Annotated in this window: 10 protein-coding genes; 4 read left to right on the top strand and 6 right to left on the bottom strand. The window is 71.3% G+C overall.

Features of this window, described 5'->3' with window-relative positions; translation table 11 throughout:
* Nucleotides 1-17: 17 nt before the first annotated feature.
* The 5 genes from ASF45_RS10055 to ASF45_RS10075 form a co-directional block, all read right to left on the bottom strand.
* Nucleotides 18-1,121: an ABC transporter substrate-binding protein gene (locus ASF45_RS10055; RefSeq protein WP_056660885.1), complete on the bottom strand. Its 1,104-nt coding sequence runs from the start codon at nucleotides 1,119-1,121 to the stop codon at nucleotides 18-20.
* Between the two features lie 69 nt (nucleotides 1,122-1,190).
* Nucleotides 1,191-3,515, bottom strand: a complete 2,325-nt coding sequence (locus ASF45_RS10060) for an ATP-binding protein (protein ID WP_056660888.1) — start codon at nucleotides 3,513-3,515, stop codon at nucleotides 1,191-1,193.
* Complete coding sequence (locus ASF45_RS10065; RefSeq protein WP_056660891.1) at nucleotides 3,512-5,833, bottom strand: ATP-binding protein; 2,322 nt, start codon at nucleotides 5,831-5,833, stop codon at nucleotides 3,512-3,514. The genes ASF45_RS10060 and ASF45_RS10065 overlap by 4 nt, the downstream gene beginning before the upstream one ends.
* Nucleotides 5,833-6,939: an ABC transporter substrate-binding protein gene (locus ASF45_RS10070; protein WP_156472938.1), complete on the bottom strand. Its 1,107-nt coding sequence runs from the start codon at nucleotides 6,937-6,939 to the stop codon at nucleotides 5,833-5,835. Before ASF45_RS10070 ends, ASF45_RS10065 begins: the two co-directional genes overlap by 1 nt.
* Nucleotides 6,936-9,164, bottom strand: coding sequence for an EAL domain-containing protein (locus ASF45_RS10075; RefSeq protein ID WP_056660897.1), 2,229 nt, complete (start codon nucleotides 9,162-9,164; stop codon nucleotides 6,936-6,938). Before ASF45_RS10075 ends, ASF45_RS10070 begins: the two co-directional genes overlap by 4 nt.
* Nucleotides 9,165-9,358: 194 nt before the next feature.
* Here ASF45_RS10075 and ASF45_RS10080 point away from each other — a divergent pair, with 194 nt between their 5' ends.
* The 4 genes from ASF45_RS10080 to ASF45_RS10095 all read left to right on the top strand — a co-directional run bounded on the left by ASF45_RS10080 (nucleotide 9,359) and on the right by ASF45_RS10095 (nucleotide 12,610).
* Nucleotides 9,359-10,861 (top strand): DegQ family serine endoprotease, encoded by a 1,503-nt coding sequence (locus ASF45_RS10080; protein ID WP_056661098.1) that lies wholly within the window; start codon nucleotides 9,359-9,361, stop codon nucleotides 10,859-10,861.
* 132 nt (nucleotides 10,862-10,993) lie between these two features.
* Nucleotides 10,994-11,266, top strand: coding sequence for a hypothetical protein (locus ASF45_RS10085; RefSeq protein WP_056660900.1), 273 nt, complete (start codon nucleotides 10,994-10,996; stop codon nucleotides 11,264-11,266).
* 24 nt (nucleotides 11,267-11,290) lie between these two features.
* Nucleotides 11,291-11,620 (top strand): thioredoxin family protein, encoded by a 330-nt coding sequence (locus ASF45_RS10090; protein ID WP_056660903.1) that lies wholly within the window; start codon nucleotides 11,291-11,293, stop codon nucleotides 11,618-11,620.
* 51 nt (nucleotides 11,621-11,671) lie between these two features.
* Entirely contained in the window at nucleotides 11,672-12,610 is a 939-nt protein-coding gene (locus tag ASF45_RS10095) for a YcjF family protein (RefSeq protein WP_056660906.1), read from the top strand.
* Nucleotides 12,611-12,616: 6 nt separating this feature from the next.
* Here the strand turns inward: ASF45_RS10095 and ASF45_RS36925 are convergent, their stop codons facing one another.
* Nucleotides 12,617-14,221 (bottom strand): methyl-accepting chemotaxis protein, encoded by a 1,605-nt coding sequence (locus ASF45_RS36925; protein WP_056660909.1) that lies wholly within the window; start codon nucleotides 14,219-14,221, stop codon nucleotides 12,617-12,619.
* Between the last annotated feature and the right edge of the window lie 97 nt (nucleotides 14,222-14,318).

Genomic DNA, 14,318 nt, shown 5'->3' on the forward strand with positions numbered 1-14,318 from the left:
ACGGCCGCGGACCAGCATCACAGGGGCTCGAAGCGGCCGTTGCGCACAACGCTGAAGAAGGCAGGCCGCGTGCCGTCGCCGAAGCCGTCGAAGCGGATCGCGCCCTGCACGCCCTGGTAGGGCTGGTGGCGCAGCACGGCGTCGCGCAGCGATTCGCCGCGTCCGACCTGGGCCATGGCCTGCGTCAGCACCAGCACCGCGTCGTAGGAGACGATGGCGCTGTAGCTGGGCTGGCGGCCGAAGCGCGCCTGGTAGGCGTCGACGAAGCTGCGAAAACGCGGCGAGCTGTCGGCCCGGTCGTAGGCCTGCGCCACCAGCATGCCCTCGACGGCGCCGCCACCGAGTTCGAGCAGCGCCTCGCTGGCAGCAATGGCCGCCATGGGCACGGGCCGTGGCTGCTTGGCCACCTGCTGTGCGATGAGCGCGGCGTCCACGCTGCTGGAGACGGCCAGCAGGCCGTCGGGTGCCGCCGCGAGCGCCGTGCGCACCACGTCGTCGAGCGAGGCATGGGATGCCGGGCTGAACTCGGCATCGGCCACGACGCGGCCACCCAGCGCCGTGAATGCGGTGCGGAAGTCGTCGCGCCAGGCCACGTAGTAGGAGCGGCTGCCGGTGTCGGTGGCCAGCGCCAGGCGCCGGTGGCCGCGCAGGTGGAGCATGGTCGCGAGCGCCTGCGCGTTCTCGCGCGTGGTGCGGCTCAGGCGCACGAGGTCGTCGTCGCGCCCGGCCAGCGCGACCGAGGTGGCGACCGGGCTCAGCACCAGCACGTGCGCGGCATCGATGGCCGGCAGCAGCGCCACAGCGGCCTCGCTCGAATAGGGGCCGATCACGGCGTCCACCCGCGTGCCCACGAGCGCCTGGAAGGCCTGCGTGGCCTGCTCGGCGCTGCTGCCATGGTCCTGCACGACGAGCTCGAGCGGGCGACCGCCGACGCCGCCGGCCTGGTTGCGCTGTTCGATGGCCAGCATGGCACCGTTGCGCCCCTCCTCGCTGAAGCTGACGGGACGGCTTGTCAGCCCGCCCAGGAAGCCGACACGGATGGCCGGCTTGGGCCCGCAGCCGGCCACACACAGCGCGGTCAGCAGCGCTGCGAGCCGGTGGCAGATCGTGCCGCCGCCCATCAGTGGCCTCCCCGTGCCAGCCGCCAGACGCCGAATGGATCGAAAGTCTTCATCGCGCCCACCACTTGGTCATGCCGCCCACGGTTGCTCCTCCTGCACGCGCGGTGCCCGCGCCGGCAGGCGCAGCTCGAAGCAGGCACCCTCGCCCGGCACGCTCTGCACGGTCAGCGTGCCGCCGAGCAGCGTCGTCACGGCGTTGTGGCTGATGTGCAGGCCCAGGCCGGTGCCGCCGCGGCCCATGCGGGTGGTCATGAAGGGGTCGAACACGCGCGCGATGTGCTCGGGCGCGATGCCCTTGCCATCGTCCGCCACGCGCAGCCAGACCGACTGGTCCTCGCCACACCCGGCCGTGATGCGCACCGTGCCGGCGTCGCGGCCCTCGAAGCCATGCACCACCGCGTTCTGGATCAGGTTGCCCAGCACCTGGCCCAGCGCGCCGGGGTAGCTGTCCAGCCGCAGGCCTTCGGCCGGCACGTCCACCTCGATGCGCCAGGGTTTGCGCGAGAAGCTGGGTTTCAGGCTCACCACCATCTCGTGCACCACCTCGCCGAGTTCGAAGCTGCGCCGCTGCGCGCTGGTGCGGTCCACCGCGACCTGCTTGAAGCTGTGCACCAGGTCGGCGGCCCGGTGCAGGTTGCGCTGGGCGATGTCGGTGCCCTGCTCCACGCTGTCCAGCAGCTGCAGCAGCTCGCTGCGCCGGATGCCGTCGGCCATGCCGGCCTGAAAGCGGTGCACCGCATCGGCCACGGCGCTGACCGCCATGACGCCGTTGCCCAGCGGGGTGTTGAGCTCGTGGGCCACGCCGGCCACCAGGCCGCCCAGCGCGGCCATCTTCTCGGTGCGCACCAGCTCTTCCTGCGCCGCGCGCAGCTGCGCCACGGTGGCCGCCAGTTCGGAGTTGGACGCGGCCAGCGCCTCGGTGCGCTGCGCCACGCGCGCGCCGAGCTGCTGGTTGAGTTCGCGCAGCTGCTGCTCGACCTGGCGCAGCGGCCCGGTGTCGACCGTGGCCCAGAGCATCAGCTCCTGCGTCGCCAGCACCAGGCGCTGTGCGAACACCTTCACCTGGATCGGTGTGCCATCGCCGCGCCGCAGCACCGTCTCGTCCTGCAGGCGCGGCCGCTGCAGGCGCACCTGCAGGGCGTCGCTCTGCGCCGTCGACACCATGCCGATGTCCATGCCCGTGCGGCCCAGCACCTGCTCGCGCTGGTAGCGGAACTCGCGACACCAGGCCTCGTTCACATCCAGCAGGATGTAGCCGCGGCGTGCGTCGGTCACGCTCATCGGCACCGGCGCCGCGTTGAAGATCGCCAGGAACTTGTGCTCGCGCTCCATCAAGGCATTGGCCATCAATTCCAGATCGCCGGACAGCTGGTTGAACTCCGCCACCTGGCCACGCGGCCAGGCGGCCTCGCCAGCCTCGCCGCGGGTCGCCTGCGCGGTGCGCTGCAGGATGCGCCGCAAGGGCCGTGTCAGCCGCTCGGACCAGAATGGCGCGACCAGCAGGCCCACCAACATGCAGCCGGCGAAGGACAGGCCGAGGTAGGAAACCAGCTGCTGCACCCGCGGATTGGCCCAGCCCTGCGGCGCGTGGCCGACGAAGTACCAGTCCAGCGCGCCGGAGTGGGCGATGGCCGCATGGTGCGTGTGGCCGCGGTGCGTGAATGCGACCGTCCCCGCGCCGCCCGTCGGCTGCGCCTGCATGAGCGGCCAGTCGCGGATGTTCAGCCGGCCCTGTTCGCGTCCACCGTCGGTGTCGACCAGCACATCGCCGTGGCGGTCGACGATCCAGGTCGAGGAGGCCCTGCGTCCGGCCGCGACCTGCACTGCACGCAGCAGCGCCTGCGGGGACACTTCGGCGATCAGCACCTCGTCTCCTTCGCCGCGCACCGCCAGCCCCAAGGCGCGCCGGCCGGTCAGCACCGAGCGGTAGCGCCCGCTCCAGACCGTACCGGAGCGTTGCGAAACCTCCTGGAACAGGCTGTTGGACGACAGGTCGCTGCCGACCAGGTCGGACCGGCGGGACTGCCATTCGTCCAACAGGCCGGCGGCCTGCACCACCCCGGCGGGCGAGAGTTGGTAGATTGCCTCGAAGCGCAGGCCCGCGCGCAAGCCTTCGTCCAGCAGTGCATTGGCGGGGCCGGTCTCGACGCCGTGCACCAGCGCGTCCAGCAGCTCGAGCCGGCTTTGCGCGGTGCCCAGCAGCAGCTCCAGGCGCGCGGCGAGCTGCTCCACCTCGGCCTGCAGGTCGGCCTGGCTGTCGCGCTCGATGACGGGCAGCCGCGTGACCAGGATCGCCGAGCCGACAACGGCCACCGTCAGCAGCATGGTGGCGACCAGCAGCGCCGACAGCTGGGTGCGCATGCGCCAGGTGCGCGGGAGCGAGGCGGTCGTCACAGGGCAGCCTCGGATTCGGTGGTCGTCGCGGTGCGCGGCGCCACCGATGCCAGCCGCATCTCGAACACGGTGCCTTGCCCCGGTGCGCTGTCCACCGTCAGCGTGCCGCCGAGCAGTTGGACGACGGCGTTGTAGCTGATGTGCAGGCCGAGCCCGGTGCCGCCCCGGCCCTTCTTGGTGGTCATGAAGGGATCGAAGATGCGGCCGATGAGCTCGGGCGGGATGCCGACGCCGTCGTCGGCCACGCGCAGCCGGATCGTCTGGCCCTCGCCACGCTCGGCGCTGATGTGCACCGTGCCGTGGTCGCGGCCGTCGAAGCCGTGGCGCACGGCGTTCTGGATCAGGTTGGCAAGGGCCTGGCCCAGGGGGCCGGGGTAGCTGTCCAGCCGCAGGCCGTGCTCGGGCACGTCCACGACGATGCGGTAGGGGGTGCGCGAGAAGGTCGGCCGCAGGCTCACCACCAGCTCGTGCACGACCTCGCCGAGCTCGAAGCTGCGCCGCTGCGAACTGGTCTGGTCCACCGCCACCTGCTTGAAGTTGTGCACCAGGTCGGCCGCGCGGCGCAGGTTGCGCCCGGCGATGTCGCAGCCCTGCTCCAGGCCGTCGATCCAGTCCTGCAGCTGGACCCGGCGCAGGCCGGCCTGCATCGCTGCGCGGAAGCGGCGCGTCTCGTCGGCCACCGCGCTGACCGCCATGACGCCGTTGCCCAGCGGGGTGTTCAGCTCGTGCGCCACACCGGCCACCAGCCCCCCCAGCGCAGCCATCTTCTCGGTCTGCACCAGTTCGGTCTGGGCCGAGCGCAGCTGCGCCAGCGTGTCGGACAGTTCCTCGTTGGCCGTGGCCAGCGCATCGGCACGCTGGGCCACACGCGCCTCCAGGTCGTGGTTGAGCGCGCGCAACTCCTGTTCGACCGCGCGCAACGGCCCGATGTTGATGCTGCCCCACACGACCAGGTTCTGGTCCTTGAAGCGCACCACGCGCCCGAAGGACTGGTAGAGCTTGACCTCGCCGTTCTTGCAGATGACCTCGGCCTCGCCGACGAAGCTGCCGTCCTCCAGCGTGCGCAGCAGCGCCTCGTGCCGCTGCGTCGAACTCCACATGCCCAGCTCCGTCGAGTTGAGCCCGACCGCCTCGGCGCGGCTGTAACCCATCTCCTCGCACCACACGTTGTTGACGTCCAGGAAGCTGTGGGCGTCGTCCATGTCCGTCAGCACCATCGGCACCGGCGCCACGTTGAACAGGGCCTGCAACTTGCGTTCGCGCTCCTGCACGGCATGGCACATGGCTTCCAGGTCGCCGGACAGCCGGTTGAACTCGGCCACCGGCCCGCGCGGCCAGGGGCTGCCGCCCGCGCGGCCGGCCGTGTTCAGCGCGGCCCGCGTCACGATGGCGCGCAAGGGCCGCACCAGCCGACCGGCCCAGAACGGCGCGACCGACAGGCCGACCAGCAGGCAGCCCAGGAAGCCGGCGCCGGCATACAGCGCCGTGCTGCGCACCTCGGGATGGCCCCAGCCGCGCTGCATGCTGGCGATCACGTACCAGCCCAGCGTCGGTGCCGGTGCCAGCGCCGCCTGCATGGGGCGCTGCTCGAACTCGAAGTCGGCAGGCACTGGCCGGCCCTGCAACGCGGCCTGCAGCAGCGGCCAGTTGTGCAGGTTGAGCCGGCCCATGTAGCGGCCCTCGGTGTCGGCGAGCACCTCGCCGCTGCCATCGACCACCCAGACCATCGCAGCGTCCTCGCCGGCGACCGAACGCAGGTCGTCCAGCAGCACCGCCGTGGGCACCTCGCCGATCAGCACGCGGCCGTTCGCGTCGCGGTGCGCCACCCCGACGACCAAGGCGCCGGACAGCGCCGACAGCAGGCGCCCGCTCCAGGCCGTGGGCTGCCCCGCGCCGACGGCCTTGAACAAGGCGTTGGACGACAGGTCGCTGCCCAGGAAGTCCTGCGCGCGGCCACCGGCCTGCGGCGCCAGGCCGACGGCCTCGACCCGTCCCCGCGGCGACACCAGGTAGACGGCGCGGAACAGCCGGTCGCCGCGCAGGTTGGCCGCCAGCAGGCTGCCCGCCTGCTCCGGCGTGCGGCCCCGCAGCCGGCTGGCCATCAATTCCAGCCTGGCCTGGCGCGCCCCCAGCAGCAGCTCCAGCCTTTCGGCCACGTCGTGCACCTCGTTGGTCAGGGCCTGCAGGCTGGCGCGCTCGATCTGCGGCACGCGCCAGAACACCATCACGGCGCTGACCACGGCGAAGGTCAGCACCATGGTCGTCAGCAGCAGCGCGAACAGGTGGTAGCGCAGGCTCCAGACCCGCCCGGAACGCATCACAGCGGCTCGAAACGGCCGCCGCGCACGACGACGAAGTACGGACGGCGCACCATGTCGCCGAACCGGTCGAGCACGATGGGCTGCTGCAACCCGTCGTAAGGCCCGTGGTGCAGCACGGCCTGCTTGAGCGGCTCGCCCCTGCTGCGGCGCGCCTGCGCCTGCACCAGCACGGTGACGGCATCGTGCGAGAGCACGGCGTGGTAGCCCGGCAGGCGGCCGAAGCGGGCCTGGTAGGCATCGACGAAGCCGAGGTAGCGCGGCGCACGGCTGCTGCGGTCGTGCAGCTGGCCGACCACGATGCCCTCCACCGCCTGGCCGCCCAACGCGATGAGGGCCTCGCCTCCAGCCCCTTCGGCCACGGCGACCGGCAGTTCAGCGTCCTGCTTGCGCGCCTGCACGGCCAGGCGCACGGCGTCGACGCTGCCGCAGGCGAAGACCATGCCGTCGGGTTGGCTGTTCAGCAGCGCACGCACGACGTCGCCGTAGGCGGTCGACGCGTCGGAGGCGAAACCCTGTTGCGCCGTCAGCACGCCGCCCAGGGCCAGGAAGGCGGCGCTGAAGCCGTCGCGCCAGGCCATGGCGTACAGCCCGTTGCGTGTATCCGTGGCGGTGGCGATGGCCAGCCGGCGCTGGCCGCGCTGCCACAGCAGTTCGGCGTAAGCGCGCGTGAGTTCGCGCGTGGATGGGCTGAGCATCACGAAGGCATCGTCCTGGCGCGTCAGCACCGCGGCGGTGGCGGTAGGACTGAGCATCAGCACGCCGGCCTTCTCGGCCAGCGGCAGCAGTTCCTGCACGACCTGGCTGGAGAACGGCCCGATGGTGGCCTGCACCCCGGCCGCCACCAGCGCCTGCAGGGCACTGCGGGCGGTTTGCGCATCGTCGCCGTTGTCCTGCACCAGCAGTTCCAGCGGCTGGCCGTCGATGCCACCGGCCAGGTTGGCCTGCTCCACGGCCAGCATGGTGCCGTTGCGCCCGTCCTCGCTGGTGACCGCGGCGCGCCCCGACAGGCCGGCCAGGAAGCCGAGCTTGATCGGCACCGGGCGGCTGCAGCCGCCCAGCGTGGCCAGCGCGCCCATGCCGGCGAGCAGGGTGCGGCGCCTCACGCTCCGCCTTGGCGTTCGCCCAGCCAGGCGGTGAAGGCGTCCAGCGGCATGGGCTTGCCGTACAGGTAGCCCTGCACCTCGTCGCAGCCGAGCTGGAGCAGGGCCTGGGCCTGCGATGCGGTCTCCACGCCCTCGGCCAGCACCTGCATGCCCAGGCGGTGGCCCAGCGGCACGATCATCTCGGCGATGCGGGCGGTGGCGTCGCCCGAATCCAGCGCGGTGATGAAGGCCCGATCGATCTTGAGCCGGTCGGCCGGCAGCCGGTCCAGATAAGACAGCGACGAGAAGCCCGTGCCGAAGTCGTCGATCGCCACCGCGATGCCGCGCGCCTTGATCTGCTCCAGCAGGGCCGAGACACGCTCGATGCCCATCACGGCGACCGATTCGGTGATCTCCAACTCCAGGCTGTCGGCGGGCAGCGCAGCCTCGCGCAGCGCGGCGTCGACCCCGGCCAGAAACTGTGGCTGCGCGAACTGCAGCGGCGAGACATTGACCGCCATGCGCAGATCGGCCTGGTCCTGGCGCAGGCGCGCCAGCGCGCGCAGCGCCGTGCGCAGCACCCAGTGGCCGATCGGCACGATCAGGCCGGACTGCTCGGCCACCGGAATGAACTCGGCCGGCGAGATGAAGCGCCCCTCCTCGGTGCGCCAGCGCATCAGCGCCTCGGCACCGATCACGCGGCCGCTGGCCAGCGCCAGCTGCGGCTGGTAGACGACGAACAGGTTCTCGCGGTCGAAGGCCTGCTGCAGACCGTGCAGCAGCCGCGTGCGCTCGCGCGTGGCCACGCCGACCTCGGCGGTGTAGGTGTGGATGTGGCCCTGGCCGGCGCTCTTGGACTGCTTGAGCGCGATCAGGGCGTTCTTGAACATGTCCTGGCCGCTGCCGGTGTCGGCATCGCTCGGCGCCAGGCCGATGGAGAAGGACACTGGCCGCGCCACGCCTTCGATCACGTACGCCGGCTCCAGCAGCGCAGCCAGCCGGGCCGGCTCCAGTGCCGCGCGCGCGCCCCAGATGCCGAACGTGTCGCCGGCCACGCGCGCCAGCAGGCATTGCTGCGGCAGGCCCTGCGCGAGCCGCCGCGCGATGGCCTGCAGCAGCAGATCGCCGTAGGCGTAGCCGAACATGTCGTTGGTCTCGGCGAAGCGGTCGATGTCCAGCAAGGCCAGCACCTGGCCGGGGCCGTGGCCCGCGCGGATCTCCCGGTCGATGTGCTGCAGCAGCGCCAGCCGGTTGGGCATGTCCAGCAGCCGGTCCTTGAAGGCGTACTCGCGCAGGCGCGCCAACAGATCGATGTTCGAAGCCGACAGCGCGATGTTGGCGCAGAACACCTGGAGCAGCCGCGCATCCACGTCGCGCAGCGGCGTGCCGGCGCGCACGAAGGCAGCGAAGTCGTTGCCGTCGCGGCCCGCGAAGAACAGCGTCAGGTGGTGCGGCTCCAGCACGTTGCTGCGCTCGGCCAGCGCACGGGCCAGGCTCTCGGCGACCACGCGGTCGCCGATGTCGGCGATGTCCCGGTCCATCAGTTCGGCGAAGGCACCGGCGGCCGCGATCACGGTGTGGCGCGTTGCCGCGTCGCCTTCGGCCGTGCGGCGCGAAGCACAGACCAGGCCCTCGGGCTGCACGCCGATCAGGCTCGCGATCTGCGTGATCACGCCCTCGGCGAAGGTGCGCAGGCCCTGCTCGGCCAGGAACTGGTTGCTGGCCTCGATGATCTTCTCCAGCCCGCGGCGGCTGGCGTCCAGCCGCTGCAACTGGTCGTAGGAGCGGATCGCTGCCGTCAGCGCCGTGTAGAGCTTGACGCGCGTGAGTTCGCTTTTGGTCTTGTAGTCGTTGATGTCGTAGCGCCGGATGGTGTCGATCTCGGGCGCATGGCCGGGCTGGCCGGTGCGCAACACGATGCGCACATGGGCCAGGCCGAGCTCACCCCGGATGCGGCCCACTGTCGCCAGGCCCGCCTCCTCGCTTTCCATGACCACGTCGAGCAGGATCACCGCGATGTCGTGCTCACGCGCGAGCAGTGCAACCGACTCCGCCCCGGAGTAGGCATGCAGCAGTTGCAGCGGCCGGCCCTCGATCTCCATGCCACGCAGGCCGAAGGCCGTACTCTCGTGCACATCGGCATCGTCGTCGACGACGAGGATGCGCCAGGGTGTGGCGTCCTGTGGTGTCTCCGGCGCGGACGGGGCACCGTCCTCCACGAATTCCAGTAGTTCTTGATCGTTCATGTCAGGCCTTGCGCGGGGTACACAGGCGTACTGCTTTGCAACAAAGTGCACGATTGCATCAAGACTCCTCAGCACACGTCAGCTGCTACTTCTGACAGTAAGGATTTGAAACGGTATACAAGACGTTTAAGTCTGGTCTAAGGCTGCCTCCTCATCATTTCGGACATCCGCAACCCACCTGAAGGATGGACACCATGGACCCGAGATTCAGCCAGTTTTCCGTGAAAAATTCCCGCCTTGTGCTGGCCCTGTTGGCCGCCGGAGCCATCGGTGGCGCCGGTGTGGGTCTGGTGCGCACCGAAACGGCGCATGCAGCCGCAACACCAATAGTTACAACTGCAACACCTGTATCTGTTGCGCTGCCGGACTTCGCACAAATTACGCGCCAGTACGGCCCCGCCGTCGTCAACATCAGCGTGACCGGCACCGCCGACCCGGCCGATGCCGACGAGCGCGCCGCGCAGCGCGACGACCCGTTCGGCAACGACCCGTTCTTCGAGTTCTTCCGCCGCTTCCAGCAGCCCGGCCAGGGCCCGCGCCAGGGACGTGCGCCGCGCGAGGAGGCCCCGCTCGTGCGCGGCCAGGGCTCGGGCTTCATCGTCAGTGCCGACGGCACCATCCTGACCAACGCCCATGTGGTGAAGGGCGCCAAGGAGGTCACGGTCAAGCTGACGGACCGGCGCGAGTACCAGGCCAAGGTGCTGGGTGCCGACCCGCGCACCGACATCGCCGTCCTCAAGATCGACGCGAAGAACCTGCCCGTGGTGAAGATCGGTTCGCCGGCCGACCTGCAAAGCGGCGAATGGGTGCTGGCCATCGGCTCGCCGTTCGGCTTCGAGAACACCGTGACGGCCGGCGTGGTCAGCGCCAAGGGCCGCTCGCTGCCCAGCGACAGCGCGGTGTCCTTCATCCAGACCGACGTGGCCGTGAACCCCGGCAACTCCGGTGGCCCGCTGTTCAACACGCGCGGCGAGGTGGTGGGCATCAACTCGCAGATCTACAGCCGCACGGGCGGCTACCAGGGCGTGTCGTTCGCGATCCCGATCGACCTGGCCGGCCGCATCCAGCAGCAGATCGTGCAGCACGGCAAGGTCGAGCACGCGCGCCTGGGCGTGGCCATCCAGGAGGTGAACCAGACGCTGGCCGACTCGTTCAAGCTGGACAAGCCCGAGGGCGCGCTGGTAGCCAGCGTCGAGAAGGGCGGCCCGGCCGAGAAGGCCGGCCTGCAGCCCGGCGACGTGATCCGCGCGATCGATGGCAAGACCATCGTGGCCTCGGGCGACCTGCCGGCCGCGATCGGCCTGTCCGCCCCGGGCGAGACGGTCAGGCTGGACGTCTGGCGCAAGGGCGGCGCGCAGGAGATCCGCGCCAGGCTCGGCGGCGCCAAGGACCAGGCCGTGGCCGCGGCCACGCCCGATGCCGCGGCGCAGGGCCGGCTGGGCCTGGCACTGCGCGCGCTGCAGCCGCAGGAGCGCCAGGCCGCCGGCCTGGCCGATGGCGGCCTGGTGGTCGAGCAGGTCGGCGGCGCGGCAGCCCGGGCGGGCGTCGAGGCGGGCGACGTGCTGCTGGCCATCAACGGCACACCGGTCAGCAGCACCGAGCAGGCCCGCGCCGCCGTGGCCAAGGCCGACAAGTCGGTGGCGCTGCTGATCCAGCGCGGCGAGGACAAGATCTTCGTGCCTGTACGTCTGGGTTGACGCCTGACCCATGCTGTAGGCGGGCGACTACGTCCACCAGCGCCCCGCCGCCGCGCGCGTGCGGGGCACCGGCCGGCAGCATCCCCAGCGCCTTGGACCGAGCATGCAGGCACAGCACAACAGGAGAGCGCCATGACCTTGCCCGACCGCCCCGCCGAGCCCACGCCGTCCCGCCCTGCGCACACCGACAGCGCGCTCGAATCGCTGGGCAAGGCCATCACCGACCCGGTGCGCGAATCGGCCGGCGATACCGACGAAGCGACCCGCCAGGCACGCGCGCGCGCCCAGGTCAGGGCCGATGCCGAAGCCGCACGCGAAGCCGAAGCCGAGGCCAGGGAGCGCGCCGAAAAAGAGCGTGCCCGGGTGCACAAGCAGCCACCGCCTTCGCCCGTGCAGGGCCGCTGAGTCTGTCGCCTCTACCATCGCGCCATGTCCACACCCTACACCTCCGACGAACCCGGTCGCGCCGAGGTCGATGCCATGCGCGGCTCCGTGCTGCTGGAATTCGGCGACAACTTCTGCGGCTTCTGCCGCGCCGCCCAGCCCGCCATCGCGCGCGCGCTCGAAGACAGGCCCGGTGTGCGCCACATCAAGATCGCCGATGGCCGGGGCCGCCCGCTGGGCCGCTCGTTCGGCGTGAAGCTCTGGCCCACGCTGGTGTTCCTGCAGGACGGCCGCGAGGTCGAGCGGCTGGTGCGCCCCGTCGATCACCATCCGGTGGCCAAGGCCTTGCGGGCCCTGGCCGACAGCCCAGCTTAAGCTCCGGGCCGCCCTGCTGCCGGGGCATGTCGAAGCTGCCGAGAACTTTCCATGACCGCTGAAGAAACCCGGGCCATCTTGTCGCTGGCCCTGATGGCCGCCTTTGTCGATGGCGACAAGCACGCGCGTGAACGCGCCGAGATCCGCCGCATCGCCGACAACCTGACCCAGGCCGACGGCGTGCACCTGCCCTCGCTGGTGCAGGACGTGCTCATGAAGCGCGTGCAGCTGGCCAGCATCGCCGCTGCCCTGCCCGGCGCCGACGTGCGCCAGCTGGCCTACGAGATGGCCGTCTGCGTCTGCGATGCCGATGGCCTGCACTCGCCGGCCGAGTTGCGCTTCCTCGAAGAGGCCAAGGCCGCCCTCGCGCTCGCGCCCGGCGCGGCCGATGGCTTCCTGCAGCAGGCCGATGCCGTGGCGGCCGCGCCGCTGGTGACCGCCGATGCAACCCCCGCGCCTGCGCGGCCCACGGTGGACGAAGCCGCGCTCGACAAGAGCATCCTGAACGCCGCCATCCTCAACGGCGCGTTGGAATTGCTGCCCGAGAGCCTGTCGACCATGGCCATCATCCCGCTGCAGATGCGCCTGGTGTTCAACATCGGCAAGTCGCATGGCTACCAGCTGGACAGCGGCCACATCAAGGACTTCCTCGCCACCGTGGGCGTGGGCCTGACCTCGCAGTACCTCGAGCAGGCCGGCCGCAAGCTGCTGGGCGGCCTGCTCGGCAAGCTGGGCGGCGGGCTGCTGGGCGGCGTCGGCAAACAAGCCGTCAGCTCGGGCATGAGCTTCGCCACCACCTACGCGCTGGGCCATGTGGCCAAGCGCTACTACGCGGGCGGCCGCGTGCTGTCCAACCAGTTGCTCAAGGACAGCTACGCCAGCCTAACCCAGCAGGCCCAGGGCCTGCACCAGCAGTACCTGCCGCAGATGCGCGAGCAGGCGCGCACGCTGGACGCCGCCAAGGTCATGGCCCTCGTCCGCGGAAAGTGAACCGGCTCAGGCCAAAAGGCGCGGCGCGCGTGCCGCGTCGGCCTCGGCAATCCGGAACGCCGCCACCATCTCGATGAGCCGGCCGGCCTGCTGGCGCAGGCTTTGCGCGGCGGCCGTGGACTCTTCCACCAGCGCCGCGTTCTGCTGCGTCATCTGGTCCAGCTCGCCGACCGCGCCGTTGACCTGCGCGATGCCCTGGCTCTGCTCGCGCGCGGCGGCGGAGATCTGCGCCATGGTGTCGGACACGCGCTGCACGCCGGCCACGATCTCCTGCATCGACCCGCCGGCGGCCTGCACCTGGCGCGTGCCGGCATCGACGCGCTCCACGCTCGCGCCGATCAGGTCCTTGATCTCGCGCGCGGCCGCCGCGCTGCGCTGCGCGAGGTGACGCACCTCGCCCGCCACCACCGCGAAGCCGCGCCCCTGCTCACCGGCACGTGCGGCCTCCACCGCCGCATTGAGGGCGAGGATGTTGGTCTGGAACGCGATGCCGTCGATGGTGCCGATGATGTCCACGATGCGGTGGCTGCTGGCATTGATCTCGCCCATGGTCGCCACCACCTCGGCCACCACCGCGCCGCCACGCCGCGCCGCGTCCGCGGCGGTCGTCGCGAGTTGGTTGGCCTGCACCGCGGCGTCGGCGCTCTGCCGCACCGTGGCGGTCAGCTGGTCCATGGAGCTGGCGGTCTGCTGCAGGTTGGACGCGGTCTGCTCGGTGCGGCCCGACAGGTCGGCATTGCCCGCCGCCACCTCGCCCGAACTCACGCCGATGGCGTCCGAAGTCTGGCGCACTTCGCCGACGATGGCCGCCAGCGACTGGCGCATCTGCTCCAGCGCGCCCAGCAGTTCGGCCAGCTCGTCGGTGCCGTCCTGGCCGGCGATGCGCTGCGTGAGATCACCGGCCGCGATCGCCTGGGCCAGGTCGCGCGCCTGCACGATGGGCGCGGTGATCGAATGCGAGTTGGCCAGCGTGGCCGGCACCACGGCCACCACGACCACGGCCAGCACGGCGCCGAAGAGCCACTGCACGCGCTGCGCCGTGGCTTCGAAGGCCGCGCGCGTCTGCTCGGTGCCGCGCTCGATCGCCTGCTCCATCGCATCGACCTGGGCCATCGCGGCCTCCATGCGCTGCTTGGCCGGTTCGAGCAGCCGGTCGGGCGTGGCCAAGCCGTCGTGCGCGCCGGCCTGCACCGCATCCAGCACAGGCCCGGCCGCGGCTGTGTAGGCATCCAGGCCCTCGCGTGCGCCGCGTGCCGCCTGCTGCACGCTGCCGGCCGCGCTGGCGGCCAGCACGTCCAGCGCGGTGCGGGCCTGGCGCAGCGCCTCGAGCCATTGGTCGCGCTGCCGGGCCGCGCGCGCGGCGTCGGCGAAAGCGGCCAGCACATCCTTCTCCTGCCGGCGCGCCAGGTGCATGGCAGCGCGCAGGTCGCCCAGCGCTGCGAGTTCCTGCGCGCCCTCGGTCATGAAGCGCAGGCTCTGCGTCTGCAGCTGCCGCTGGCCGACCAGGGCGGCGGCGGCGATCAGCGCGAACAGGCCGAGCACCACGACGATGGCGGCACGCATGCGCAGGCGGATGGAAAAGCGGCGCATGAGCTGGATGGGCGAAAGCACGCAAGAACTCCTTTGGAAGCAATGAACTGTGAGGGGATGGCTGGCCTGCGATGGGGCGCGGCAAGCATAGGTGCGCAGCCCGCGCCGGCCTGTGCTA

The sequence above is a fragment of the Pseudorhodoferax sp. Leaf265 genome, from assembly GCF_001422365.1.
GTDB lineage: Bacteria > Pseudomonadota > Gammaproteobacteria > Burkholderiales > Burkholderiaceae_C > Pseudorhodoferax.

Bases quoted from the DNA above. Each gene is read 5' to 3' on its own strand.
- ASF45_RS10055 (WP_056660885.1), bottom strand. From the start codon at position 1,121: ATGGGCGGCGGCACGATCTGCCACCGGCTCGCAGCGCTGCTGACCGCG.
- ASF45_RS10065 (WP_056660891.1), bottom strand. From the start codon at position 5,833: ATGCGTTCCGGGCGGGTCTGGAGCCTGCGCTACCACCTGTTCGCGCTG.
- ASF45_RS10075 (WP_056660897.1), bottom strand. From the start codon at position 9,164: ATGAACGATCAAGAACTACTGGAATTCGTGGAGGACGGTGCCCCGTCC.
- ASF45_RS10080 (WP_056661098.1), top strand. From the start codon at position 9,359: ATGGACCCGAGATTCAGCCAGTTTTCCGTGAAAAATTCCCGCCTTGTG.
- ASF45_RS10085 (WP_056660900.1), top strand. From the start codon at position 10,994: ATGACCTTGCCCGACCGCCCCGCCGAGCCCACGCCGTCCCGCCCTGCG.
- ASF45_RS10090 (WP_056660903.1), top strand. From the start codon at position 11,291: ATGTCCACACCCTACACCTCCGACGAACCCGGTCGCGCCGAGGTCGAT.
- ASF45_RS10095 (WP_056660906.1), top strand. From the start codon at position 11,672: ATGACCGCTGAAGAAACCCGGGCCATCTTGTCGCTGGCCCTGATGGCC.